This window comes from Pseudomonas sp. GW822-FHT04H02, from assembly GCF_058800645.1.
In genome coordinates, this window is the sequence record NZ_JBXAMM010000003.1 from 170,587 (window position 1) to 194,230 (window position 23,644).

The window sequence follows — 23,644 nt, forward strand, 5'->3', positions numbered from 1 at the left end:
ATCAAGATTTTTCCGAGATCATGGCGGCACAATAATGGCACCTTGCCAATACTGTTTCGCTCAATCAGAGAAGACCTTCCATGGGTGCCTGGCTTAGCAATATCTCGCTGAAGTACAAATTCTGGGCGGTCAATGCAGTCGCCTTCGTCACCACCTTGTTATTGGTGCTGTACGCCGTGCAACTGGAGCAACAGGCTCGCAGCCAGACAGCCCAGGCTGCCGCCCAGGCCGAGGCGAGGCTGCTCGGCGCCTGGCCCGTCGGACAGGCGCTGCCCAGCGCCGAACACCTGCTGTATTTCTCCCGGGGGCAGACCCCCAGCCTCAACGAGCAGACTCTCAGCGAACTCAACGGCGCCAACGGCTGGGTCGAGCTCAACCCGATGCCGCTGTTCGGTGAAAATCCGCTACTGGGCGCTGACGTGATCCAGCGCGCCGACGGCCAGCAGGTCGCCGTACTGGCCTACGCCCCGAGCCTGGCCCAGGTCTTCAGCGATCGTTTCACCAATTACGCCGTCGCAGTGTTCATCCTGATGTTCGCCATGCTCTGCGCCTCGCAGTTGCTGATCCGTTTTCTCCTCAGCCAACTCAACACCCTCAAGGACGTCATGCTGCACGTGGAGAAGACCGGCGACCTGTCTGCTCGCGTGCCGCTGTCCTGCAAGGACGAGGTGGGTCAGATGGCCAGTGCCTTCAATGCCATGCAGGCCGGATACCAGCGGGTAGTCAATACCGTGGCCAATACCGCCCGGCAGCTGGACCAGGGCGCTGCACGCCTGGCCTCGAGCATGAACGATGTACGCCACGGCATGCTCGGCCAGCAGAGCGAAACCGATCAGGCCGCCACGGCCATCAACGAGATGTCCGCCACCGTCTATCACATCGCCCAGCATGCCGGTGCCACCCGGGACCTGTCGCAGACCGCCGACACCCTGGCCGGTACCGGCCATGAAGTGGTGGGCCGGGTGCAGAAATCCATCGCCGGGCTTTCCAATGGCGTGCAGCAGACCGCCGAGATGATTCAGAAGCTCGCCGAGGACAGCCAGAAGATCAATGGCGTGGTCAACGTTATCCACAGCATCGCCGAGCAGACCAACCTGCTGGCACTCAATGCCGCCATCGAAGCCGCTCGAGCAGGGGAAATGGGCCGCGGTTTTGCCGTGGTAGCGGATGAAGTGCGCAACCTGGCCAAGCGTGTACAGACCTCCACCGACGAGATCACCAGCATGGTCTCGGCCCTGCAGGCCGGCACCCGGGATGCCGTGGATTTCATGCAGGAAAGCTCGTTCAAGGCCGATGACTGCGTGCAACAGGCCCAGGAAGCCGGCGCGGCACTGGCGGAAATAACCGGCGCCGTAGCCCAGATGCGCGAAAGCAACACGCAGATCGCTGTTGCAGCGGAACAGCAGAGCCAGGTAGCGGAAGAAATGAACCGGGCGGTGGTGAGCATTCGCGATGTCACCGAGAACACCGTGCAACAGACCGTTGCCTCGGCCACCACCAGCAGTGAACTGGCGACCCTGGCTGGTGAGTTGAGCAAAGCCATAGGCCAGCTGAAACTCTGATCCGAGTGCCTCTACCCCCCTCTACTGGCTATCGCACCGATAGCCAGCCTTGATTCGCCGCCATCCCAACTGGCCCCTATCCTTGGTTCATGAGTCTTCAAGAACTAAGGATGATCATCATGGGCAAACGTCACCCCAACCTCCCCGCCTGGCAATGGCGCGTCTACCCGCAGAATCACCAGCACCCTGCCAATCTGGTATTGCACCTGATTGCCGTACCGCTATTCATCATCGGCTTTCTGCTGATTGTTTCGGGCGTGTTTTCCTTGAGCTTCCTGAGCCTGGCCATCGGTGTGGTCGGCATCCTCGCAGCCCTGGGCCTGCAGCGCCACGGACACAGCCTGGAGGCCCAGGCCGCCGAGCCCTTCAGTGATCGCAAGGATGCCGTGCAACGGCTGCTGGTGGAACATTTCGTGACCTTTCCGCGCTTTGTCCTGAGCGGTGCCTTGTGGCGTGCCTGGTTGCAGCGCCACCGGCACTGATGGCTCAGGCGAAGATGGTCACCGTCTGGCGGCTCAGGGCGATCAATTGGCCCTCAGCATTCCACAAGGCCGCTGCCGCATGCCCGTAGCCGTCACGCGCGTGTTCGATTTCCACCCGGTACTTGCACCAGTCCAGAGTGCTCAGTTCCAGCAACGGCTGGACGAACTCGATGGTCCAGGTCAGGGTGCTGCCCGCAGCGGGCTTGGTCAGGTGCGGCAACAGCGCCGGCGGCCAGGCATCCACCAGCGCCAGGATATGCGCCTCGGTGACCGGTTCTTCCTTCACATCCCCACGCAAGCGCACCCAACCGCCCATGTCGCGGGAACGATTGCCGGTGAATGGCAGGCCACCGATGCTCCAGCGCATTGCCAGATGACGCATGAACTCCGGCGTCACGCCCTGGATATAAGGCAGCTCCTGGCAGTCATCCCAGTGTTTCATTTCGGGCGCTGGTTCGGCGGCCACACTGACGGACGATTCACGGGAAGCGCCAAAACTGCCCTGCACCAGAGTCACCACCTGACCCTCCTGCATGACCCGCCCCAGTACCTGGCTGACGGCCTTGCCTTCGCGCAGCACATCCACCTCGAAACTGACCGGCACATCTGGCGCCACCGGGCCGACAAAGGTGACCGCTAGCGACCGCACGGGGCGGTCCGCCGCAACCTTGGCCCGCATCGCTTCATACTGCAGAGCAACCACCAGGCCACCGAAACTGGCGCGCCCCTGGGCCCATTCCGCCGGAATGGTCAGCGCCTGGGGCTGGCCGCGAACGGCTTCGAGCAAATCGTAGAAACGCATGAAAACCTCGGGGGACAAAAAATAGACTGAGGGATCTTAACCAGCGTCGCAGAGCCACACAGCCATTATTCCGGCCAAAGCAGCGGACAGATAAGCCGCCCTTTGGCCTTCACCGCTTGAAGCAATCGCGATGCAGTTGCTCCAGCACCTGATCGGAGCGGGCCTCGGCCTTGAGCATGGTTCTGCGCCAGACCGCCACACAGGGCAGTAAATCCAGTTGCTGTTCGGCCTGGGCCAGCCATTGCCAGCAATCATGCCAATCGCCCAGGGCGCTTTGAGCCGCCTTGAGGCGCTTCATCGCCTGGGAGGGCAAGCGATCCAGCTCGGGATAGGCATCGGCGGCGTAACGCACCCGCTTGATCAGCAGACGCAGGCGATGACGGTCGTGGGCAGGGTCCAGCAGCGCCTGGCCCAAGGCTTTCCACTGTTTGGCCAGGCGTTTTTCGATACTGCCGCGCAGGCCCCGCAGCAAACCTTGGCGCTCAGAGGCCCGGAGGAACCTGGGGAAGGCATCCAGCACCAGAAACAACTGCGCCAATTCCGCCCCCGCGGCCACTGCCGAGTACTCATGCAACAGTTGTGAGGTACGACGGTCGGCAGCAGCATGCTGGCCATGCTGATGCAGATAGGCCGCCAATACTTCACGATCACGAATCGGCGTGGTCACCCGCCCCACTTCGCTGGCCGCGGCTTCCAGTTGCTCCACTCCGGGCAGGCCACGCAACGGGCGCAACAGGCTGCGCAAGCGTCGCACGCTGATGCGCAGATCATGCAAGGCCTCGGCATCCGTGGCGGCCGACAAGCGGGCCTGACAAGCCAGCAAACTCACTTCCAGGCCCAGAACCTGAGCCACCAAACGATCAACCAAGGCAGACATCAAGGCTTCCCCAACACGAGTCAAAAGCCTGACTTCGGCTTATCCAGTTCCAAGAATGGCACCGCGAACCGGCGACAGGCATTGCGCCAGATCATTCAGGTTCGCGGTGATGATTGTCGGACCAGCTTAGCGGCTGTCGCGGCTCAGCGCCCGGCCCGGGATTCACGAATGTAGAAACGCGCCTTCTCGGCCTTGTTGGTGCAGCCTTCGAAGGCTTCGAACTGCTGCTGGGTCTTGGCGCCGGTCAGCAGCGACAACGCCTTGGAGTAACTCACGGTGCCAGCGAAACCTTCGGCCTTGGCCAGGTCCAGCTCGTGCCAGGCAGCGTCCAGCTGCGTGCCGCAACTGTCACGGTAGGCAGTCTTGCCTGCACAACCGGTCAATACCAACGCAATCAGGGGCAGGCAGATCCAGGCTTTCATCGATGACACCTCAAGATAGGGAAAACAGTCGTACAGGTTAAGACGATGGCCGCAGGAAAAAGTGCCAGTCCCACCCCTTGGAAAATATAGCTGCAGGAGCATAGCCTCGCGGCCCCGGCGGCCCTAGAAAAAAACTCACAGGCCCCGCAGCGCATCAGCAATTGAACCACGAGGCGCTATGGGTGCATTGTTGCAGCCTGTTTGTCGAAGGGACGAATCATGAGCAAACGTGTCGCATTGGTCCTTGGGTCGGGGGGCGCTCGCGGTTACGCCCATATCGGCGTCATCGAGGAAATCGAAAAACGCGGTTATGACATCGCCTGCATTGCCGGCTGCTCGATGGGCGCGGTGGTCGGCGGCATCTACGCCGCAGGTAAGCTCGCCGAGTACCGGGAATGGATCGAAAGCCTGGACTACCTCGACGTGCTGCGCCTGGTGGACGTGAGCTTTCGGCTGGGGGCGATTCGCGGCGAGAAAGTCTTCGGCCAGATCCGCAAGATCGTCGGCGAAGTGAACATCGAAGACCTGCGCATCCCCTATACCGCCGTCGCCACCGACCTGACCAACCAGCAGGAAATCTGGTTCCAGGAAGGCTGCCTGCATCAGGCCATGCGTGCTTCCGCCGCGATCCCCAGCCTGTTCACCCCGGTCATGCAGGGCAACCGCATGCTGGTGGACGGCGGCCTGCTCAACCCGCTGCCCATCGTTCCGGTGGTTTCCAGCCACTGCGACCTGATCATTGCGGTGAACCTCAACTCCACCAACCAGCGCCACTACCAGTTACCGGTGATCCAGCGCCCACCCGCGTTCAAGAGCCGCTTTGACAGCCTGATCAACTCCCTGGGCTCACACCTGCCGTTTCGCCGCAAGCAGGCCGAACAACTGCTACTGCTCGAGCAGGAAGCCTTCAAGAGCGAAGCCGCGGAGATCAATCCATGGGTCGAGGGCGCCGACCCGGAAGCCCAGCAACCGGCCGCCGCGCCGCAAACCGACGGCGCGCCGAAATCCGCCAGCGGCTCCTTCATCATCGACAACGTCGGCCCGGCGTCACTGCTGGACCTGGTCAACCAGAGCTTCGAGGTCATGCAGACCTCCCTGGCGCAGTACAAGATCGCCGGTTACCCGCCGGATATCCTCATCAACGTGCCCAAGCGCGTCTGCCGCTTCTTCGAGTTCTACAAGGCGCCGGAGCTGATCGCCCTGGGCCGTGAGATTGCCAGCGATACCCTGGACCGCTACGAGCAGGACCAGTAGCGAAAGGCCGCAAACTCAGGAATCGGCGCCCAGCAGGCGGTAGCCGACCCCCGCCTCGGTGACGATGAAGCGTGGCCGGGTCGGATCGTCCGCCAGCTTCTGGCGCAAGTGCCCGACCACGATCCGCAGGTAATGACTGTCCTCGGTGTGGGTCGGGCCCCAGATGTCCTTGAGCAGTTGCTGCTGGGTAATCACCCGTCCCGGGTGCCGCGCCAGCTGGGCCAGCACCGCATACTCCTTGCGGGTCAGGGCCACTTCGACACCGTCCAGCAGCACCCGCCGATAAGCCAGGTCGACCGTCAGCGGCCCCACTTGCAACGCCGCCTCCTGCACTTCCCCGCTCGGCGCCTGGCGCAACAGGGCGCGAATCCGCGCCAGGAACTCCTGGATACCGAAAGGCTTGGTCACATAGTCGTTGGCACCACCATCCAGCGCCTCGACCTTCTGCAACTCGCTGGCACGCACCGAAAGCACCAGCACCGGCACCGCCGACCACTCGCGAAACTCGCGCAGCACCTGCTGCCCATCCATGTCCGGCAGCCCCAAATCAAGTACCAGCAGGTCCGGCTTGTTCAAGGCGGCCTGGGCCAGGCCTTCGGTGCCGGTCCCGGCTTCAATCACTTTGTATCCCTGGGACGCCAGGCTGATGCGCAGGAACTTGCGAATCTGCGGCTCGTCGTCGATGACCAGGATGGTCGCGGTCTGGCTCATGGTTTCAGTTCAAGACAAATTAAGAGGCAAAAGCGTAGCGCAAGGCATGCCGCATCCGTGTGGCGCTGACGCGGCAAGGCCGCAGCGCGTTCTACAGGTATTCACAGGTCGGACTCAAGCTCCGGCTGGGTCTGCAACGGCAGGTGCAAGGTGATGCATGTCCCCTTGCCGCCAATGCCCTCGGCGACACTGATATGCCCGCCATGGGCGCCGACCATGCCCTGGCAGATCGCCAGGCCCAGGCCGGTGCCTTGCCCGCCGCGGTCGCCACGGGCAGCGGTGTAGAACATGTCGAAGATCTTTGCCCGCTCATCCTCGGGAATCCCCGGGCCCTCATCACTGACGGCGAAGCTCAATTCCTGCTCGCTGGCACTGACTTTCAACTGCAGATGGCCATGGGGTGGCGAGAAGCGGGCAGCATTCTCCAGCACATTGACCAGCGCCTGCTCGATCAGCGCCGCATGGACGTAAAGCAAGGGCAAGTCCGCTGGCAGTTCGGTGGCCACTTGCAACGGCGCCAGCACCGCCCGCAGGCGGTTCAGGGCACTGCCGACGATATCCCCCGGCGCGACCCAGTCCCGGGCCAGCTTCAGGGCCCCATGGCCGAGCCGGGTCATGTCCAGCAGGTTCTGTATATAGCGGTCCAGGCGCTCGGCCTCATCCCGCGTGCCCTCCAGCAGCTCTCGCCGATCTTCCAGGGGGATCGCTTCCCCCAGGGCCAGCAGGCTGTCGATACTGCCGCGCATTGAGGTCAGCGGTGTGCGCAGGTCATGGGATACCGAAGCCAGCAAGGCGCTGCGCAACTGTTCGGTCTCCCCGTGCAGCCTCGCCGCTTCCAGGTCCTCGGCCAGCCGCGCCCGTGCCAGGGCCTGGGCCAGTGGCTGGCTGAGCGCAGTGAGCAGGCGCCGGCGCTGGCCGCTGAACTCTTCACCCTCACGGGGGCAGACACCGAGCAACCCCAGGGGCCCGTCATCCACCGACAGCGGCCACCACCACCATCGACCAAAGGGCAAGGTCCCGGTGCCCAGCCCCGCCGGCTGGTCATGCTGCCAGGCCCAGTCGGCCGCCGCGCGCTCGGCCTCGGAGAACTGCGGCGAACCACCGGTCTCGACTTTCCATCCACCCTGCCCGTCGCGGTTGATCAGGCAGACACGCAACTCGTCGCGACCATTCAAATGCTGGGCCGCGGCGTTGATCACCGCTTGCCGGTCAGTGGCGGCAGTCAACTTGCGCGACAGGTCCAGGAGCTCGCCGGTTTCCTCCTGGGTATCGCGCAACGCCTGCAACTGCCGGCGCTGGCGGGCCGCCAGATTGCCGGTCAGCGCGGCCATGAGCAGGAAGAACAGCAGGGTCAGTACATCTTCTTCCCGCTGGATGGCCAGGGAGAAGTTCGGCGGAATGAACAGGAAGTCATAACTGAGAAAGGACAGCGCCGCGCAAGCCAGGGCCGGCCCCAGGCTGCTGCGCACTGCCACCAGCAGCACCGCGGCGAGGAACACCAGGGAGATGTTCGGCAACGGCAGGACACTGGCCACCCCCCAGGCCAGGGCGCTGGCCAGGAGGGTGGCCAGGACTGCCAGGACGTAGTCGAACCAGATCAGCGAATGCTTGACCCGCAGGCCCGGCTGATGGGGCTGGGGCTCGCTGTCCAGGACATTGATCTCCAGGCCATCGGCATTGCGCAGCAAGCGCGCCGCCAAGCCGCCACCGAACCAGCGCCGGCGCCAGCGGCGCCTGGACTGCCCCACCAGCAGCAGGCTGGCGCGACGCTCCGCGGCGTGCTGGATCAGGGTCTTGGCCACCTCGCCGGCGCGCAACAGGACCACTTCCCCGCCCAGGCGCTCGGCCAGTTGTTGAGCAGCCTGCAAGCGCAAGCGTGCCTGCTCGTCGCGCAACCGGCCGTTATCCACATGCACCAGGCTCCAGGGCAGGTGGCGACGCTGAGCCACACGGCTGGCATGACGTACCAGCCGCTCGGCCTGGGCATCGCCGTCGATACCCACCAGCAGCCGCCCGCGCACCGCCGGTGCCGCCTGCCCCAACTGGCGATAGCCCTGGGCCAGGTCGTTGTCCACCTGGGCGGCGGCGGTCTGCATCGCCAGTTCGCGCAGGGCGGTGAGGTTGGTCTGGGTGAAAAATGCATCGATGGCCGCCCGCGCCTGCTCCGGCACGTAGACCTTGCCGTCCCGCAGACGCTCCAGCAGCTCTCGGGGCGGCAAGTCCACCAGCAGCAACTCATAGGCCTCTTGCAACACCCAGTCAGGCAGGGTTTCGCGCACCTGGACCCCGGTAATGCCGCGCACCTGGTCATTGAGGCTTTCCAGGTGCTGGACATTGACCGTGGTGAAGACGTCGATCCCGGCCGCCAGCAACTCCTGAATGTCCTGCCAGCGCTTGGCGTGCCGGCTGCCCGGGGCATTGCTGTGGGCCAGTTCGTCCACCAGTACCAGCTTGGGCTTGGCCTTGAGCAGGCCGTCGAGGTCCATTTCCTCCAGCAATACGCCACGGTATTCCGAACGCACCAAGGGCTGCTGGGGCAGCCCGCTCAACAAGGCTTCGGTCTCGGCGCGGCCGTGGGTCTCCACCACCCCGGCAAGCACCTTGACCCCTTGGCGCAGTTGGCTATGGGCCGCCTGGAGCATGGCGTAGGTCTTGCCAACCCCGGGGGCGGCGCCCAGGAACACCTTGAGCCGGCCGCGGCCGTCCCGTGGCAGCTCGGCTAGCAGCGCGTCGGCGCGACCGGAATCACTCATGGGTTATCTCTCTGCGACAAGACATTCGGTTCAATCTGCGCTCACTTCAGTTGTGTTTGCCAGCGCTCCCTGGGGCTGGAAGCCCCCGCGGGGCATTTTGCATGCCTCGCAGGTTCGGCAGCGGCTACAGCTGTTCCAGGGCCAGGTTCAGGGCCAGTACATTGACCACCGGCGGCCCCACCAGCGGCTGCTCTATATGGGCGTCCACCAGGGCCTGCAACTTGGCTGGCGACAGGTTGCGCGCCGCCGCGACCCGCGCCAGTTGATAGTCAATTGCCTGCGGTGGCAAGTGTGGATCGAGGCCGCTGCCCGAAGTGGTCAGCAATGCCAGGGGCACCGGCCCCTGCCCAGGTACCAGGAGCTTGCCGGCATCCTCGATCACCCGCGTGGCCAGGGCCGGGTTGCTCGGCGCCAGGTTGCTGGCAGAGCTGGATACCGTGGCAAAGGCCCCCGCCGAAGGGCGCGGATGGAACCAGGCATCACCGACGAAATCCTGGGCGATCAGGGCCGAACCCCGCACCCTGCCGTCGGCATCGCGCACCAGGCTGCCATTGGCCTGTTCCGGGAAGGCCAACTGGGCCACGCCGGTCACCACCAGGGGATAGGCCACACCGGTGATCAGGGTCATCAACACAATCAGGCTCAAGGCCGGACGCACTACGCTAGTCATCTCTCACTCCTCGATTCGTTCAGATCTGCAGGCCGTTACACCAGGTGCAGCGAAGTCAACAGCATGTCGATCAGCTTGATCCCAACAAAGGGCACGACAATGCCACCCACGCCGTAGATCAACAGGTTGCGCCGCAGCAGGTGCGCGGCACTGGCCGCCTGTACCCGCACCCCACGCAATGCCAGGGGGATCAGCACCACGATGATCAGGGCGTTGAACACGATGGCCGAAAGGATTGCGCTCTGCGGGCTGGCCAGCCCCATGATGTTGAGCACCCCCAGCTGTGGATAAATCGCCGCGAACAGCGCCGGCAGGATGGCGAAGTACTTGGCCACGTCGTTGGCGATGGAGAAGGTGGTCAGGGCACCCCGGGTCACCAGCAGCTCCTTGCCGATCTGCACCACATCCAGCAGCTTGGTCGGGTCGCTGTCCAGGTCGACCATGTTGGCCGCCTCGCGCGCCGCCTGGGTGCCGTCGTTCATGGCCATGCCGACATCGGCCTGGGCCAATGCCGGTGCGTCGTTGGCGCCATCACCGCACATGGCCACCAGACGCCCGTCGTTTTGCTCGTGGCGAATGCGCGCCAGCTTCTTCTCCGGCGTGGCCTCGGCCAGCACATCGTCGACTCCGGCTTCGGCGGCAATGGCCGCGGCGGTCAGCGGGTTGTCGCCGGTCACCATCACGGTACGGATACCCAGTTTGCGCAACTCGGCGAAACGCTCGCGAATGCCGGGCTTGACCACGTCCTTGAGGTGAATGGCGCCGAGCATCCGGCCCTCGGCACAGACCAGCAGCGGGGTGCCGCCGCTCTGGGCGATCTTGTCGATCTCCCGGGACAGGGCCGGTGCCAGCTCGCTGCGTTTGAGGCCGACGAAACTCAACACCGAATCCACTGCACCCTTGCGATAGACCCGGCCCTGGTAATCGACCCCGGACAGCCGGGTTTCAGCGCTGAAAGGCACTGCCGTCAGCAGATCGCTGCCCGGCTCGGGCTGTGGATAAAGCTCCCGCAGGTACTCGACGATGGACTTGCCTTCGGCGGTGTCGTCCGCCAGGGAGGCCATCAAGGCCGCTTCGGCCAGTACCTGGGCACTGACGCCCGGCGCCGGGTAGATGGCGCTGCAACGGCGATTACCGAAAGTGATGGTGCCGGTCTTGTCCAGCAGCAACACGTGCACGTCCCCCGCCGCCTCCACCGCACGCCCGGACTTGGCGATCACGTTCAAGCGCACCAGGCGGTCCATCCCGGCAATCCCGATGGCCGAGAGCAGGCCGCCGATGGTGGTGGGGATCAGGGTCACCAGCAGCGCCACCAGGAACACCAGCGGCAGGCTGCCATTGGCAAAGTGGGCGAAGGGCTGCAGGGTCACCACCACCAGCAGGAAGATCAGGGTCAGGCCGATCAGCAGGATATCCAGGGCCACTTCGTTCGGTGTCTTCTGCCGCTTGGCGCCTTCCACCAGAGCGATCATGCGGTCCAGGGTCGACTCGCCAGGGTTGCTGGTAATGCGCACCAGCAGCCAGTCGGAGACCAGCCGGGTATTGCCGGTCACCGCCGAACGGTCACCGCCGGATTCCCGGATCACCGGAGCCGATTCACCAGTGATTGCCGCTTCGTTGACCGCGGCGATACCTTCGATCACCTCGCCATCGCCGGGAATCATTTCGCCGGCTTCGACCCGTACCACGTCGCCTTTGCGCAGATTGACCGCCGGCACCAGCTGATAGCTGCCGTCGCTGGCCCGGCGGCGGGCGCTCAAGCCCTCGCTACCGGCCTTGAGGCTGTCGGCGCGAGCCTTGCCGCGGCCTTCCGCCAGGGCCTCGGCGAAGTTGGCAAAGAGCACGGTGAACCATAGCCAGAGAGCAATCTGGGCGGCGACGAAGGTCGGCACTGCGGTGTCCGGAATGAAACACAGCACGGTGGTCAGGATCGCTGTCAGTTCCACCACCAGCATCACTGGCGAGCGCTGCAACTGGCGCGGGTCAAGCTTGACGAAAGCCTGGATCAGCGCCGGGCGCCACAGGGCAGAGATTGCGGTACTCGCCACTTCGGCCTTGGCCGGCTGGCTCTTGGCGAGCGCATCGGCGGCTTTGTTCGAGGCAGGAACATGCATATTCATCATCAGGTCCTCAGAAGCCCATGCTCAGATGTTCGGCGATTGGGCCCAGCGCCAGGGTCGGCAGGAAGGTCAGGCCGCCCACCAGCAAGATGGTCACGGTCAGCAAGGCCACGAACAGCGGGCCATGGGTGGGAAAACTGTTCTGGCCGATGGGTGCGGTCTTCTTCATCGCCAGGCTGCCGGCCAGGGCCAGCACCGGCAGGATGTAGCCGAAGCGACCGATCAGCATGCCCAGGCCCAGCATCAGGTTATGGAACGGGGTATTGGCGCTGAAGCCACCGAACGCCGAGCCGTTGTTGGCGCTGGCCGAGGTGTAGGCGTAGAGCAGTTGACTGAAGCCATGGGGCCCCGGGTTGCCGATGGCTGCTGCCGGCCCCGGCAAGCTGGCGGCCAGGGCGCCCAGCACCAGGACGCCGATGGGCATCACCATCAGGGTCACTACCAGCAACTGCACCTCCTTGGCCTGTAGCTTCTTGCCCAGGTATTCCGGGGTGCGACCGATCATCAGCCCGGCCAGGAACACTGCGATCAACACGTTCAGCAACATTCCGTAGAGGCCCGCGCCGACGCCGCCGAAGATCACTTCGCCGACCATCATGTTGATCAGCGCCACCATGCCGCTCAGCGGGTTGAGGCTGTCGTGCATGCCATTCACCGAACCGTTGGAGGCCGCAGTGGTGGTCACCGACCAGAGCACCGTGGCAGTGGTGCCGAAGCGGGCTTCCTTGCCTTCCAGGGGCGCAGCCTGCTCTACCGCTGCGTTCTGCAACGCCGGGTTGGGTTGATACTCCGCCCACAGCGAGGTAGCACCGCCGATCAGGAACAAGGCGAACATGCAGGCGATGATCGCCCGGCTCTGACGCAGGTCCTTGACGTAATGGCCGAAGGTGAACACCTGGGCCACCGGAATCAGGATGATCGATACCAGTTCGAACAGATTGCTCCAGGCCGTGGGGTTCTCGAACGGGTGCGCCGAGTTGACGCCGAAGAAACCGCCACCGTTGGTGCCCAACTGTTTGATGGCAATCTGACTGGCGGCCGGGCCCAGCGGAATGACCTGGTCATTGCCCTGCAGGGTCAGGGCATCCACGTAATGGGCAAAGGTCTGGGGTACGCCCTGCCAGACCAGGAACAGCGCCAGCAGCAGGCACAGCGGCAGCAGGCCGTAGAGGGTGGCGCGGGTCATATCGACCCAGAAGTTGCCCAGGGTGCGCACCGAACGCCGGCCAATGCCACGGCACAAGGCAACCAGCACCGCCAGCCCGGTGGCAGCGCTGACGAAGTTCTGCACGGTAAGGCCGGCCATCTGGCTGAGGTAGCTCAGGGAGGCTTCGCCGCTGTAGGACTGCCAGTTGGTGTTGGTCATGAAACTGACTGCGGTGTTGAACGCCAGCGTCCATTCCTGCCCCGGAAGATGCTGCGGATTGAGCGGCAGGTGATCCTGAAACAGCAAGATGGCAAACAGCAGGACAAACCCGGCCAGGTTGAAGGCCAGCAGAGCCAGGGTGTATTTCTGCCAGCTCTGCTCAACCTGTGGATCGACCCCGGAGATTCGATAGCAGACACGCTCCACCGGGCCCAGAACCGGGGTCAGCCAGGTGCGCTGGCCCTCCATCACCCGGTAGTAGAAGCGCCCCAGCCAAGGTGCGGGCAACAGCACCAGAGCGAAGAAGGCGAGGATCAGCCAATAGTCATAACTGTGCATAACCGCAGCTCCTAGTTCCGATCCGCGCGCAGCAGCGCAACCAATAGATAAATGAACAGGCCCACTGCCAGCAGCAGCGACACCGCGTCCAGAATGTTCATGGAATGTCTCCGTGGTACGGCGATTGCCGCGAATGCAGGCATTGTCCGCAGGGTGCCTGTAAAGGAACGAGATCGACGGGGCGGGCAGCGCATAAAGAAAGCGTAAAGACTGGCGTCATCCAGCCTTTACGAGGGGCGATGAAGCGCATCGCTCGCCTCTGGAGCGCGGCTGCCCCGATGCGAGGCATCACGCCCCCCATGCACTGAAGGTCAATAGTGCTAAAAATCGGCGAAACATCCTCGATACGACAGCTTTTCGTGCTTTACGACGGTGTTCCAGGAACTGGCATGGGCACTGCACAGAACAGCCGCGAGCACGTCCTAATCGTTCAGGGAGCAACCGATGAACACACAACTCAAGCCCACCTTGGGCACGCTGCATTTATGGGGCATCGCAGTCGGACTGGTGATTTCCGGGGAGTACTTCGGCTGGAGCTATGGCTGGGGCGTGGCAGGAACCCTGGGGTTTCTCGTGACCTCGCTGATGGTGGCGACCATGTATACCTGCTTTATATTCAGTTTCACCGAGCTGACCACGGCGATTCCCCACGCCGGCGGCCCGTTTGCCTACAGCCGTCGCGCCTTTGGTGAAAAAGGCGGCTTGATCGCGGGGCTGGCCACCCTGATCGAATTCGTCTTCGCCCCTCCCGCCATCGCCCTGGCCATCGGCGCTTACCTGAACGTGCAATTCCCGGCCTTGGATCCGAAACATGCGGCGGTTGGCGCCTACATCGTATTCATGGGCCTGAACATTCTCGGGGTGAAACTGGCAGCCACCTTTGAACTGGTGGTCTGCGTGCTGGCGGTGGCCGAACTCCTGGTGTTCATGGGCGTGGTGGCCCCGGCCTTCAGCTTCAGCAACTTCGCCCTCAACGGCTGGGCAGGCGCCGACGCCTTCGGCGCCCCGGCAATTGCCGGGATGTTCGCCGCCATTCCCTTCGCCATCTGGTTCTTCCTGGCCATCGAAGGCGCGGCCATGGCTGCCGAAGAAGCCAAGGACCCCAAGCGCACCATTCCCAAAGCCTATATCAGCGGCATCCTGACCCTGGTGCTGCTGGCCATGGGGGTGATGTTCTTCGCCGGCGGCGTGGGGGACTGGCGCAGCTTGTCGAACATCAACGACCCGCTGCCCCAGGCGATGAAGACCGTTGTGGGTGACAGTTCCGGCTGGCTGCACATGCTGGTATGGATCGGCCTGTTCGGCCTGGTGGCAAGTTTCCACGGGATCATTCTCGGCTACTCGCGCCAGTTCTTCGCCCTGGCCCGGGCCGGTTACCTGCCTGCCTCCTTGGCCAGGCTGTCGCGCTTTCAGACGCCACATCGGGCGATCATCGCCGGCGGCCTGATCGGCATCGCCGCCATCTACAGCGATGGCCTGATCAACCTTGGCGGCATGACCCTCACTGCCGCCATGATCACCATGGCGGTGTTCGGTGCCATCGTGATGTACATCATGAGCATGCTCAGCCTGTTCAAACTGCGCAGGGCGGAACCGAATCTGCCACGCAGCTTCCGCGCCCCGGGCTACCCGCTGGTGCCGGCCATCGCCCTGGCACTGGCCGCGGTCTGCCTGGTGGCCATGGCCTGGTTCAATGCCCTGATCGGCCTGATATTTCTGGTGTTCATGGCCCTGGGCTTCATCTACTTCCTGCTGACCGGGCAACTGCGGGCCGACGCACCGGTGGACGCCATGCTCACCGGCCGTTGAACCGCGCTCTGCTCGCACCAGGCGGATCAGGCATACAATGGAACCACTGCGAAGCGCTTTAACTCAAAGCGTTATAGGCAGGCCCGAAGGCGAACCTTCGCCTGCGGGCTACTGCCCATTAAGGAGAGCCCTATGCCCTGGTATGCCTGGTTGATTCTGGTGGTTGCTATCGGTTCTATCGTTGGCGGCTTGATGATGCTGCGCGACACCGCCAACAAGGTCGAGCTGACCGATGAGCAACGCAAGCGCGTGGCCGAGCGCAACGCACAAATGGATGCCAAGGAAGCGCAGGATCGTTAAGCCTAGAGCCCCTTCACCCTAACGTGCAGGGGCTGCCTGGAGGCTCAGCGCTCCCATTCGGCCTTGGCAATGTGCAACCCGTGCTGGCCCTTATAGGCTGCACGTTGCGGCTGGCTCCAGCCTTCGAGCAGCGATTCGTCCAGACGATAGATTTCCACTCCCAGTGGACGGCACACGCTTAACGGGTCCTGGGCTTCAGGCCCCCACATCGGCAAGGACAGATCTCCGCCCGGACAGGTCGACAATGCACAGAGCAGGTCGATTTCGGCGAAGAACTCCAGATAATCCCCCTTCTGCGCCGGGCAGGCCTTCATGAAGTACATGTCGTCATGGTTCAGGCCCGTGCACTGGAAGATGTTCAACACATCATGCACATCGAACTCGGTCAGGCCATGAGGCAGCACTGCCCGCGTCAGGTTGGAATGGCAGTGATGGTGAAAGTCCTCGCCGGTAAGCATGCGATTCACATAGGGGTCGCAACGGGTACCCAGTAGATCGTGCAGGCGGCCACCATGCTCGTCGATGCCGTAATGGGCCAGGCTGTCATCGGTGATGGTCACCAGCGGCCGCAGAAAAGGCAGGTTCGACCAGAGCCGGTCGTGGGTACTGACATGCGCCCCCTGCAACTGCCGGGTGCGCGCAGCCCAGAGGCGCTCACGCGGATCGTTGGCATTCCATACGTTGAAGTCGCCCACCTGCGGCCCTACCGGGGTGGTCACCCGAAATACGTGCCCGGCGGGCACCTTCCAGGCGCGTCCGGTACGGATCGGAACCTCGAACTGCTCGATCAGATGGCGTTGGCCCTGATTGTGCCGAATGCGTTCGTAAAACGCCTTGTCCACCTGTAGCGCCGAACCTTTGCTGACCTGATAAGCCGCTGGATAGTCTTTGTACATGGGTATCGCCCTCATTCAGTGACACAGGGATTGGTCGAGCATGTCCAACAGCAGGCGCTCCGAGTCGTCCAGGTACAACTCCATGGCCTCGATGGCGGCCGCCTTGTCACCCTCCAGAAGCCATTCATGGATCTGTCGGTCGCGGACCAGCCAGGGCGCCTGAAACCGCGCCTCATCCGGCGCCGTACAAAACACCAGGCGCAACTGCGCCACCACGTTAGTGAAGAACTCATCGAATAGTGGCGAGCCCAGCAACCCCACCACATGCTGGTGAAAACGCAGGCCATGGGTTCCCACGGCGCGCCAGTCCTCGCGCTCCCGGGCAAGCTCCGCCGCTTCGATGGCATCGAGCATGCGATCGGACTGGTACTCGCGTAGCGGGCGAGCATTGGCGATGGCCTGCAACTCCAGGGTACGGCGCACTCGGAACAGATCCCGCACGTCATCAGCACCAAGGCGACGGACCACCACGCCTTTGTGCCGCACGTACCAGGTCAGCCCTTCCTGCCCCAGGCGGTGCAGGGCTTCACGGATGGTATTGCGTGAGGCGTTATAGGCACTGACCAGCTCGCTTTCCACCAGCGCCATTCCGGGCAATAAACGACCACCGATGATGTCAGCCCGCAGTTCCACAGTAATGTGGTCCGCCAGGGATAGTCCGTCGCTCATGGGGGCACCTCACGATTGTTCAACAATTCATGAACAGCAGGTAATCACTTATCGTGCCAACTTCAATCACCCCCTTATGCCCTCACGAAAAGCTGTCGGGAAGCTGTCAACGCTGACAATCCCTGCCTAGAAGTAGGGGCATGATCTGATAATCCTTGGTTAAAATGGCCTTCTAGTTGCGGAGGTTTCTCAAATGCGTTACTCGCCAGACCATAAAGCCCAGACTCATCAACGCATTATCAAGGAAGCTTCAGAACGTTTTCGGCGTGACGGGATAGGTGCAACAGGTCTACAGCCACTGATGAAAGCCCTGGGGTTGACCCATGGCGGCTTCTATTCCCACTTCAAGTCCAAGGATGAACTGGTAGAAGAAGCCCTGCGCGCCGCCGCCCAAGAGCTGGACGCCCATTGCGCTGCACTGTTCGCACAAGAGCATCCACTGCCAGCCTTTATCGATAACTACCTCTGCGAGTGGCACCAGAAGTCCCCTCATCAAGGCTGCCCGCTACCGACCATGAGCTCGGAACTCGGCCAGCGCGGGCAACCCAGTGCGACTACAGATGAGGTGCTCAACACCAGGCTGGAACAACTAGAATCGGTGCTGGAAGGCGAACAGAAAGCCGAGCGAAGCCTGATGCTCATGTCCACCTTGGTCGGTGCACTCATGCTTTCTCGTAGCGTGGAAAACCCGGAGTTGGGAACTCGGATACTGGAGGTGGTTCGCGAGGGCCTGAAGGAACAGGAGCGGCGCTGAAGCGATCCGCTCCAACCTACTCTTCTTATTTATAGCGAGCGGCCGCACTGCTCCTGGACAGATTGGGGCCAAGAGCCAAGCGCGCCGCCACCAAAGCCTGCCAATCCGCAGGATCGGGTAGCGAAGGCAATGTAATCAACTCACCCTGATCCAAGCCGCTCAACGCCGCATCGACCATCTCCTGTACCTCCATCACCATTTCCGCCGGAATGGCCTTGGCATCGAGCCCTGAACGCTCCCAGATTTCGGTACGAGTGACACCCGGCAAGACAGCCTGTACACGAACCCCGCTGCCCTTCAACTCAGCCTGCAGCGACTGAGTCAAACTGAGTACATATGCCTTGGTTGCACTATAAGTCGCGTTGAAACGCTCAGGAATCAAGGCCACCACCGAGGCAATATTGATAATCGCCCCACGCCCAGTCGCAGAGAAACTCGTTGCAGCCACCCCGGCCAGCCGGGTCAGTGCCACTACATTGAGCTGAATCATGTGCTCCATCTGATCCAGGTCGGCGCCAGCCAAAGCCCCGTTGGCAGCTACTCCCGCATTGTTCAGCAGCAAGCTGATACGGGAGTCGTCGCGCAAACGTTGCTCGACATTCAGTAAGTCCTTCTTGAGCGTCAAATCCGCCTTCAACACCTCCACTTGCACGTTATATTTATCGCTCAACGCATTGGCTGCCACCTTCAAACGTCCCTCATCCCGAGCAACCAGCAACAAATCAAAACCTCGCGCCGCCAGTCGCTCGGCATAAACCGCTCCAATACCGGATGAGGCCCCAGTGACCAATGCTGTACCTTGGGATTGAATCGAACTCATAGCTGGACTCCTGACAATGCATGAAAGTAATGAGCGCCTTCGGCCAGAAACATTTGGCGCCCAAAAATATTATTACCATAATATTTTCGAGCCATCATGAAAATAATCAATCCAGGCGATAGAGATTCACTGTCAGCTACCCCACTCATGAAATACAAAAGGCCGGTCAGAGACCGGCCTTCAAACGTTATGCGGGAGAACTCAATTGACTTCGAGCTTATCCAGATTTCGTTCCAGAATTGCCCTGCCAATCCCCTTGACCTCCAGCAACTCGTCCACCGAAGCAAAGGGCCCATTTTCTTCCCGATAAGCGACAATCGCCTTGGCCTTGGCAGCCCCCACCCCATAAAGCTCGCGTTGCAGCACAGCCTCATCCGCCGTATTGAGGTTGACCTTGCTCGCTTGAATCGGCGCCTGCTCCGCCACTTGCGCAGAACCGGGCTGGGTCTTGGGCCCCGGCGCTGCTTGAGTGACAAGTGCAAAGCTGGCGAGAAAAGCAAAGATCAATGAGGTGAAAAAAGAGTTACGCATAGTGACGCTCCATGACATCGAGTAAGGAAAGCAGCTTTCCAAAGCTGCCTTCCAAACCTAGGTTGATGCCACGAGCAAATCAAAAGCCAGAGAGTTACTGCTTATGTAGATTCAAGGTTTGAGACGACGCTGCTGATAGACCCAGTCGACGATTTCACCATCCGGTGTGTAGCCACTTACGGTCTCGCGAAGCAACTGGCGAACTCTTGCATAGTCGTCCAACTCAAGGGCTGCAAGGAGTTCAGCGAGCTTCAGCTTGAGTGTTTCCCACGGTAGATGATCCTCGTTGGCACTCATGATCATCGGGTGCTGAGTAGCGGCGACGTTGTCTCCAATCAGCAACTCTTCGTAAAGCTTTTCACCAGGCCGCAAGCCAGTAAATTCAATCGCGATATCACCATGAGGATTTTTCTCCGAGCGAACACTCAGCCCGGAAAGATGAATCATTTTTTCTGCCAGCTCGACAATTCTGACTGGCTCGCCCATATCCAATACAAATACGTCCCCGCCCTGCCCCATCGAACCTGCCTGAATGACCAATTGGGCAGCCTCTGGGATGGTCATGAAATAACGTGTGATCTTTGGATGCGTGACCGTCAACGGGCCACCAGACTTGATCTGCTTATGGAATAGCGGAATAACCGAACCTGAAGAGCCCAGTACATTCCCGAAACGGACCATGGTGAAACGAGTTTTATTAACCCGTGACACATTTGACAAATCATCGAACAGAACCGGGGCCAGCTCCTTGCTCAACGCCTGCAACGTAAGCTCCGCCAGTCGTTTGGTGCTACCCATGACATTGGTTGGGCGAACCGCCTTATCCGTAGAAATCAATACAAAGTTGGCTACACCACATTGCAGTGCGGCCTGCGCGGTATTGAGCGTCCCCATGACATTATTAAGTAAACCTTCAGCGATATTATGCTCTACCATCGGAACATGCTTATATGCAGCAGCGTGATAAACCGTATCGACGCTCCAGGTTTTCATGACTGACAGCAACTTTTCGTAGTTGCGTACCGAACCAAGAATTGGCAATAGTTTTACAAGCCGAGACTCTCTCGATACACGCTGCTCAAGTTCGGACAAGATACTGTAAAGATTGAACTCACTGTGATCGAGCAATATTAGCGTGCTAGGGCCCTGGAGCAGAATCTGCCGACAAAGCTCAGAACCGATAGACCCTCCAGCACCTGTCACCAGAACTGTCTGCCCCTTGATACAGTGCGCCAACAGGTCAACTTGAGCCGGGACCGCGTCACGCCCAAGCAGGTCAGCTATGTCCACCTCTTGAATGTCATCGACTTTCACTCGGCCACTGGCCAGATCCATGAAACCGGGAACACTTCGTACATGTAAGGGGAACCCTTCCAAATACCCCAGAATCTCTCTTCGACGGCTACGACTGGATGAGGGAATTGCCAGGAGAATCTCTTCTGCCCCCGTGTCATCAATCATTTGCTGCAAATGCTTGGGTTTATACACCTGCAGCCCGGCGATCATCCGATCGGCAATACTGCCGTCATCATCGATAAAGGCCACAGGACGCATCAGCCGCCCCAATCGCAACGCCGCCACCAGTTGATTGCCTGCCGCTCCAGCACCGTAGATAGCCACCTTAGGCAAACCATCATCACGATTGGTAAAGGGTACATGCTGGGCGGTGGTGAACCAGTCACCAAGAAAGTACTGACGCATCGCCAGCCTAAGTCCGCCAATCATCACCATACTCAACCACCAATAGTTGAATACGATTGAGCGCGGCACCACGGTCTGGTGATTGCTATGTAAATAGACAATCAGAGCGAGAATCAGCGCCGACAAGGTTACAGCCTTAACGATAGCAATAAGGGCATCGTTGCCGAAGTAACGCATGACGGCGCGATACATCCCGAACCGAATGAACAGCGGAATAGCCACTACCGGAGCGCTGGCGAATAGCCAGAAATGCACAATAAAGGGATTGTTCAGGTCATCAAAACCCAGCCTGACGACAAAAGCCATCCACAGCGCAATCCACACCAACACAATATCGGTGACTACCTGCAACACCCTCTTCTGCCGCCGCGGGAGCCTCAACAGAAGTGTTCGTATCTTATCCATAATTCCTTTTTCGAACCTCGGCCTTCAGCCTCGATCTATGTTGCATACTGATGGAAAGCGCCCTATTTGGCAGTCTCGAATACTAGGCAGTATCAGCCTGTTTTCTCCAACTCACCCGCCCGAAACCTGAAAGCAAGAAAAACCAGCGGCGCGTAAGCCAGTACCAGACCAATAATACCATCCAACCCGAACAGCCCCACGCCTATGGCGATTGGCAGCAGCCAGAGTGTATTGATCCCCAAGACCGCCAAGGTCACTGGTAGATGCCGACCAAACTGGCGGGAGGCGAACTGATAAGCATGACTACGATGTGCTTCATAGACCTTGTCTCCGCGAACTAACCGCCGAATCAGAGTAAAAGTCGCATCAACAATGAAGACGCCAAGAAGAATCAACCACACCCAAAGAAAGCGCGAGGATGCCCAAGCTCCCTGTACGGAAAGAACCCCCAGAACAAGCCCAAGAAAACCGCTGCCAGCGTCCCCCATGAAAATACGTGCAGGAGGGAAGTTCCAATAAAGAAAACCCAGCACTGCCATCGACAATAACAGTGGCAGCCAAATCAATGATGGAGCATCAGCAAACCAGTAAATTACGCAGGCACCAAGACACGTACTCACTGCCTGAACACTGGCAATCCCATCGATACCATCCATAAAGTTGTATAGATTGAGCATCCAGACTAGGTAGAAAATTGCGCAGATATGCCCAAGCCATGAAAGATTAAGATCAAAGCCAAACACATGAATCGCAGGCAATCCCCCTAGCCAGCTCAGCGCCCAGATCGCTGCTATAAAATGCGCGAGCAGCCTCCAACGCGCCGCTATATGCCCATGATCATCTAAAAAACCAACTACAGCTATCAGTGCTCCTGCTCCCCATAAGGAGCCTATTGACAGCGGAGGAACATCAGCCAACACGCTCAACAGAGGCGCAGCGGCCAGAAAACTCAGGACAATTGCAACTCCTCCCCCTCTCGGGGTAGGCACCGAGTGAGAGCTGCGACTATTGGGAACGTCCATCAAGCTGCGAGCTAGAGCATAGCGTCGCAATACCCAAGTTAGTAGAAGCGAAACACCGGCTACCACTAACATAAAAAACAAAATCACCATGTAACTTTAACCCTTAAAGCGCATGAAAAATTTAAAGCCATTAGAGCCACGCCACGCAAACCAAAAAGCCCTTCAAACACATTAAAACTCAAACACAACTATCAATAAAGTATTTCGCTGTAGCATCAAGTGCTTTATCTACGCTCAGAGGAGGAACCCACCCCAATAGCTCGCGATTCTTGGATATATCAACCTGAAGAGAACCGCACAGTCGTTGGGAAATAGGCGTTTTGCCCATCAATGCAGCACTAAAACTCAGGATCCCACTAGGTATGGGCAGCAGGCGAGCAGGTTTACCCAATGCGCGCCCTGTTCTTTTCAGCAGTTCGGTTGTCGAAAGATCTTCACCATCACTAACTAAAAACACCTGGTTTGCAGCTAATGGATGATCAATACACGTAACAATCAGATCCACCAAATTATCTAATGCCACCAAACTACGACGATTATCTATTGCCCCAAAAGGTAAAGGCACTCCCTTATACAACCAGCGCATCATATTGAAAAAGTTTGCTTTAACACCAGGACCGTATACAAGGACTGGACGAATAATTACAACTTCCATTCCTGTTTGAGAGGCAATGATCATCAAGCCCTTTTCCGCTTCCATCTTGGAAATACCGTAAGGATCTGTAGGGGCGGGCTCATCATCAGCAGTGTAAGGAACATTGAGCAGTGTCCCCTCACCATTAACCTTGATGGAACTGATAAAAATGAATCGACCTACACCACGCTGAGCTGCCTGGCGAGCCAAATTTAGCGTCCCTTCCACATTGACCTTCCGGAAGGCCTCGAGAGGATCGAGTGAGGACTCATGCATTACATGGACACGGGCAGCCGCATGTACTACGACATCGCAATCAAGCAGTATCGAACTCCAATCCGTCATACCATCAATCTGTTCTACCTGAGTAACAGACGTGGTAGCTGCCAAGGCCGGAATGGGCTTTCGCAACACAACAGTTAACTTATGGGGTGAACTCTTAGATAAACACTCATGAACAGCGCCACCTACAAAACCGGATGCTCCCGTCAAAAGGATTCTGGCCATTATCTACCGTACCTTCTAAAACTGGCGCCACAGAGTAATATCTGAAACACTCGAAAATGACATTATGCGCCGCCAACAACCTGCCGAGCCATACTGTCCATCAAAAAAACATCCCACCCTCAATGCAACGCAGAATACCGCAGACACTGCTCCAGGTAATCGCGCAAGCAGCAGAACTGCCATCGCAAAGCATCAGTCGATATCAAAAAAGACTTAATGCCCACTTCGATTGAAAGGA

Annotated in this window: 22 protein-coding genes; 6 read left to right on the forward strand and 16 right to left on the reverse strand. The window is 60.1% G+C overall.

Features of this window, described 5'->3' with window-relative positions; genetic code table 11:
- Positions 1 to 80 precede the first annotated feature (80 nt).
- Positions 81 to 1,562, forward strand: coding sequence for a methyl-accepting chemotaxis protein (locus AC1RMG_RS13010; protein WP_019092890.1), 1,482 nt, complete (start codon positions 81 to 83; stop codon positions 1,560 to 1,562).
- 119 nt (positions 1,563 to 1,681) lie between these two features.
- Positions 1,682 to 2,044, forward strand: a complete 363-nt coding sequence (locus tag AC1RMG_RS13015; protein ID WP_493169390.1) for a terminase — start codon at positions 1,682 to 1,684, stop codon at positions 2,042 to 2,044.
- 4 nt (positions 2,045 to 2,048) lie between these two features.
- Here AC1RMG_RS13015 and AC1RMG_RS13020 read toward each other — a convergent pair whose 3' ends face one another.
- The 3 genes from AC1RMG_RS13020 to AC1RMG_RS13030 all read right to left on the reverse strand — a co-directional run bounded on the left by AC1RMG_RS13020 (position 2,049) and on the right by AC1RMG_RS13030 (position 4,145).
- A complete protein-coding gene (locus AC1RMG_RS13020; protein ID WP_011062561.1) occupies positions 2,049 to 2,846 on the reverse strand; it encodes an acyl-CoA thioesterase in 798 nt (265 codons plus the stop codon).
- Between the two features lie 109 nt (positions 2,847 to 2,955).
- Positions 2,956 to 3,723 carry a CHAD domain-containing protein gene (locus AC1RMG_RS13025; RefSeq protein ID WP_011062562.1) on the reverse strand — a complete coding sequence of 256 codons (768 nt, stop codon included), beginning with the start codon at positions 3,721 to 3,723 and terminating at the stop codon, positions 2,956 to 2,958.
- Between the two features lie 143 nt (positions 3,724 to 3,866).
- Positions 3,867 to 4,145, reverse strand: a complete 279-nt coding sequence (locus AC1RMG_RS13030) for a hypothetical protein (RefSeq protein ID WP_011062563.1) — start codon at positions 4,143 to 4,145, stop codon at positions 3,867 to 3,869.
- A 219-nt stretch (positions 4,146 to 4,364) separates the two neighbouring features.
- On the opposite strand from AC1RMG_RS13030, the gene AC1RMG_RS13035 reads away from it, so the two are divergent.
- Positions 4,365 to 5,399 carry a patatin-like phospholipase family protein gene (locus AC1RMG_RS13035; RefSeq protein ID WP_493169392.1) on the forward strand — a complete coding sequence of 345 codons (1,035 nt, stop codon included), beginning with the start codon at positions 4,365 to 4,367 and terminating at the stop codon, positions 5,397 to 5,399.
- Between the two features lie 15 nt (positions 5,400 to 5,414).
- Here AC1RMG_RS13035 and AC1RMG_RS13040 read toward each other — a convergent pair whose 3' ends face one another.
- The 6 genes from AC1RMG_RS13040 to kdpF form a co-directional block, all read right to left on the reverse strand.
- Positions 5,415 to 6,110 carry a response regulator gene (locus AC1RMG_RS13040; RefSeq protein ID WP_011062565.1) on the reverse strand — a complete coding sequence of 232 codons (696 nt, stop codon included), beginning with the start codon at positions 6,108 to 6,110 and terminating at the stop codon, positions 5,415 to 5,417.
- Between the two features lie 101 nt (positions 6,111 to 6,211).
- Entirely contained in the window at positions 6,212 to 8,863 is a 2,652-nt protein-coding gene (locus AC1RMG_RS13045) for a DUF4118 domain-containing protein (RefSeq protein ID WP_493169394.1), read from the reverse strand.
- A gap of 124 nt (positions 8,864 to 8,987) precedes the next feature.
- Positions 8,988 to 9,533: a potassium-transporting ATPase subunit KdpC gene (kdpC, locus tag AC1RMG_RS13050; protein ID WP_011062567.1), complete on the reverse strand. Its 546-nt coding sequence runs from the start codon at positions 9,531 to 9,533 to the stop codon at positions 8,988 to 8,990.
- A gap of 35 nt (positions 9,534 to 9,568) precedes the next feature.
- Positions 9,569 to 11,653 carry a potassium-transporting ATPase subunit KdpB gene (gene kdpB / locus AC1RMG_RS13055; protein WP_258611057.1) on the reverse strand — a complete coding sequence of 695 codons (2,085 nt, stop codon included), beginning with the start codon at positions 11,651 to 11,653 and terminating at the stop codon, positions 9,569 to 9,571.
- Positions 11,654 to 11,663: 10 nt separating this feature from the next.
- A complete protein-coding gene (gene kdpA, locus AC1RMG_RS13060) occupies positions 11,664 to 13,358 on the reverse strand; it encodes a potassium-transporting ATPase subunit KdpA (RefSeq protein WP_493169397.1) in 1,695 nt (564 codons plus the stop codon).
- A gap of 11 nt (positions 13,359 to 13,369) precedes the next feature.
- Positions 13,370 to 13,459, reverse strand: a complete 90-nt coding sequence (gene kdpF, locus AC1RMG_RS13065) for a K(+)-transporting ATPase subunit F (RefSeq protein WP_019092894.1) — start codon at positions 13,457 to 13,459, stop codon at positions 13,370 to 13,372.
- Positions 13,460 to 13,802: 343 nt separating this feature from the next.
- On the opposite strand from kdpF, the gene eat reads away from it, so the two are divergent.
- Complete coding sequence (eat, locus tag AC1RMG_RS13070) at positions 13,803 to 15,167, forward strand: ethanolamine permease (RefSeq protein ID WP_011062570.1); 1,365 nt, start codon at positions 13,803 to 13,805, stop codon at positions 15,165 to 15,167.
- 132 nt (positions 15,168 to 15,299) lie between these two features.
- Positions 15,300 to 15,467 (forward strand): DUF2897 family protein, encoded by a 168-nt coding sequence (locus AC1RMG_RS13075; RefSeq protein WP_011062571.1) that lies wholly within the window; start codon positions 15,300 to 15,302, stop codon positions 15,465 to 15,467.
- A gap of 44 nt (positions 15,468 to 15,511) precedes the next feature.
- Here AC1RMG_RS13075 and AC1RMG_RS13080 read toward each other — a convergent pair whose 3' ends face one another.
- Both AC1RMG_RS13080 and AC1RMG_RS13085 read right to left on the reverse strand, forming a co-directional pair.
- Entirely contained in the window at positions 15,512 to 16,363 is an 852-nt protein-coding gene (locus tag AC1RMG_RS13080) for an urea carboxylase-associated family protein (protein ID WP_011062572.1), read from the reverse strand.
- A gap of 15 nt (positions 16,364 to 16,378) precedes the next feature.
- Positions 16,379 to 17,032 carry a GntR family transcriptional regulator gene (locus AC1RMG_RS13085; protein WP_041119412.1) on the reverse strand — a complete coding sequence of 218 codons (654 nt, stop codon included), beginning with the start codon at positions 17,030 to 17,032 and terminating at the stop codon, positions 16,379 to 16,381.
- Positions 17,033 to 17,225: 193 nt separating this feature from the next.
- Here AC1RMG_RS13085 and AC1RMG_RS13090 point away from each other — a divergent pair, with 193 nt between their 5' ends.
- A complete protein-coding gene (locus AC1RMG_RS13090) occupies positions 17,226 to 17,786 on the forward strand; it encodes a TetR/AcrR family transcriptional regulator (protein WP_072442838.1) in 561 nt (186 codons plus the stop codon).
- A 25-nt stretch (positions 17,787 to 17,811) separates the two neighbouring features.
- On the opposite strand, the gene AC1RMG_RS13095 is transcribed toward AC1RMG_RS13090, so the two are convergent.
- The 5 genes from AC1RMG_RS13095 to AC1RMG_RS13115 form a co-directional block, all read right to left on the reverse strand.
- Positions 17,812 to 18,606: an SDR family NAD(P)-dependent oxidoreductase gene (locus AC1RMG_RS13095; RefSeq protein WP_103289558.1), complete on the reverse strand. Its 795-nt coding sequence runs from the start codon at positions 18,604 to 18,606 to the stop codon at positions 17,812 to 17,814.
- Positions 18,607 to 18,807: 201 nt separating this feature from the next.
- Complete coding sequence (locus AC1RMG_RS13100; protein ID WP_019096112.1) at positions 18,808 to 19,137, reverse strand: ComEA family DNA-binding protein; 330 nt, start codon at positions 19,135 to 19,137, stop codon at positions 18,808 to 18,810.
- Between the two features lie 111 nt (positions 19,138 to 19,248).
- Complete coding sequence (locus AC1RMG_RS13105; RefSeq protein WP_493169402.1) at positions 19,249 to 21,243, reverse strand: polysaccharide biosynthesis protein; 1,995 nt, start codon at positions 21,241 to 21,243, stop codon at positions 19,249 to 19,251.
- Positions 21,244 to 21,335: 92 nt separating this feature from the next.
- Positions 21,336 to 22,355 carry an MraY family glycosyltransferase gene (locus AC1RMG_RS13110; protein WP_401156320.1) on the reverse strand — a complete coding sequence of 340 codons (1,020 nt, stop codon included), beginning with the start codon at positions 22,353 to 22,355 and terminating at the stop codon, positions 21,336 to 21,338.
- 88 nt (positions 22,356 to 22,443) lie between these two features.
- Positions 22,444 to 23,406: a UDP-glucose 4-epimerase family protein gene (locus AC1RMG_RS13115; protein WP_370057863.1), complete on the reverse strand. Its 963-nt coding sequence runs from the start codon at positions 23,404 to 23,406 to the stop codon at positions 22,444 to 22,446.
- Between the last annotated feature and the right edge of the window lie 238 nt (positions 23,407 to 23,644).

What these genes read in the sequence shown, in the direction of transcription:
- AC1RMG_RS13010 (WP_019092890.1), top strand. Translation starts at nt 81, where the DNA reads ATGGGTGCCTGGCTTAGCAATATCTCGCTGAAGTACAAATTCTGGGCG.
- AC1RMG_RS13015 (WP_493169390.1), top strand. Translation starts at nt 1,682, where the DNA reads ATGGGCAAACGTCACCCCAACCTCCCCGCCTGGCAATGGCGCGTCTAC.
- AC1RMG_RS13020 (WP_011062561.1), bottom strand. Translation starts at nt 2,846, where the DNA reads ATGCGTTTCTACGATTTGCTCGAAGCCGTTCGCGGCCAGCCCCAGGCG.
- AC1RMG_RS13025 (WP_011062562.1), bottom strand. Translation starts at nt 3,723, where the DNA reads ATGTCTGCCTTGGTTGATCGTTTGGTGGCTCAGGTTCTGGGCCTGGAA.
- AC1RMG_RS13030 (WP_011062563.1), bottom strand. Translation starts at nt 4,145, where the DNA reads ATGAAAGCCTGGATCTGCCTGCCCCTGATTGCGTTGGTATTGACCGGT.
- AC1RMG_RS13035 (WP_493169392.1), top strand. Translation starts at nt 4,365, where the DNA reads ATGAGCAAACGTGTCGCATTGGTCCTTGGGTCGGGGGGCGCTCGCGGT.
- AC1RMG_RS13040 (WP_011062565.1), bottom strand. Translation starts at nt 6,110, where the DNA reads ATGAGCCAGACCGCGACCATCCTGGTCATCGACGACGAGCCGCAGATT.
- AC1RMG_RS13045 (WP_493169394.1), bottom strand. Translation starts at nt 8,863, where the DNA reads ATGAGTGATTCCGGTCGCGCCGACGCGCTGCTAGCCGAGCTGCCACGG.
- kdpC (WP_011062567.1), bottom strand. Translation starts at nt 9,533, where the DNA reads ATGACTAGCGTAGTGCGTCCGGCCTTGAGCCTGATTGTGTTGATGACC.
- kdpB (WP_258611057.1), bottom strand. Translation starts at nt 11,653, where the DNA reads ATGAATATGCATGTTCCTGCCTCGAACAAAGCCGCCGATGCGCTCGCC.
- kdpA (WP_493169397.1), bottom strand. Translation starts at nt 13,358, where the DNA reads ATGCACAGTTATGACTATTGGCTGATCCTCGCCTTCTTCGCTCTGGTG.
- kdpF (WP_019092894.1), bottom strand. Translation starts at nt 13,459, where the DNA reads ATGAACATTCTGGACGCGGTGTCGCTGCTGCTGGCAGTGGGCCTGTTC.
- eat (WP_011062570.1), top strand. Translation starts at nt 13,803, where the DNA reads ATGAACACACAACTCAAGCCCACCTTGGGCACGCTGCATTTATGGGGC.
- AC1RMG_RS13075 (WP_011062571.1), top strand. Translation starts at nt 15,300, where the DNA reads ATGCCCTGGTATGCCTGGTTGATTCTGGTGGTTGCTATCGGTTCTATC.
- AC1RMG_RS13080 (WP_011062572.1), bottom strand. Translation starts at nt 16,363, where the DNA reads ATGTACAAAGACTATCCAGCGGCTTATCAGGTCAGCAAAGGTTCGGCG.
- AC1RMG_RS13085 (WP_041119412.1), bottom strand. Translation starts at nt 17,032, where the DNA reads ATGAGCGACGGACTATCCCTGGCGGACCACATTACTGTGGAACTGCGG.
- AC1RMG_RS13090 (WP_072442838.1), top strand. Translation starts at nt 17,226, where the DNA reads ATGCGTTACTCGCCAGACCATAAAGCCCAGACTCATCAACGCATTATC.
- AC1RMG_RS13095 (WP_103289558.1), bottom strand. Translation starts at nt 18,606, where the DNA reads ATGAGTTCGATTCAATCCCAAGGTACAGCATTGGTCACTGGGGCCTCA.
- AC1RMG_RS13100 (WP_019096112.1), bottom strand. Translation starts at nt 19,137, where the DNA reads ATGCGTAACTCTTTTTTCACCTCATTGATCTTTGCTTTTCTCGCCAGC.
- AC1RMG_RS13105 (WP_493169402.1), bottom strand. Translation starts at nt 21,243, where the DNA reads ATGGATAAGATACGAACACTTCTGTTGAGGCTCCCGCGGCGGCAGAAG.
- AC1RMG_RS13110 (WP_401156320.1), bottom strand. Translation starts at nt 22,355, where the DNA reads ATGGTGATTTTGTTTTTTATGTTAGTGGTAGCCGGTGTTTCGCTTCTA.
- AC1RMG_RS13115 (WP_370057863.1), bottom strand. Translation starts at nt 23,406, where the DNA reads ATGGCCAGAATCCTTTTGACGGGAGCATCCGGTTTTGTAGGTGGCGCT.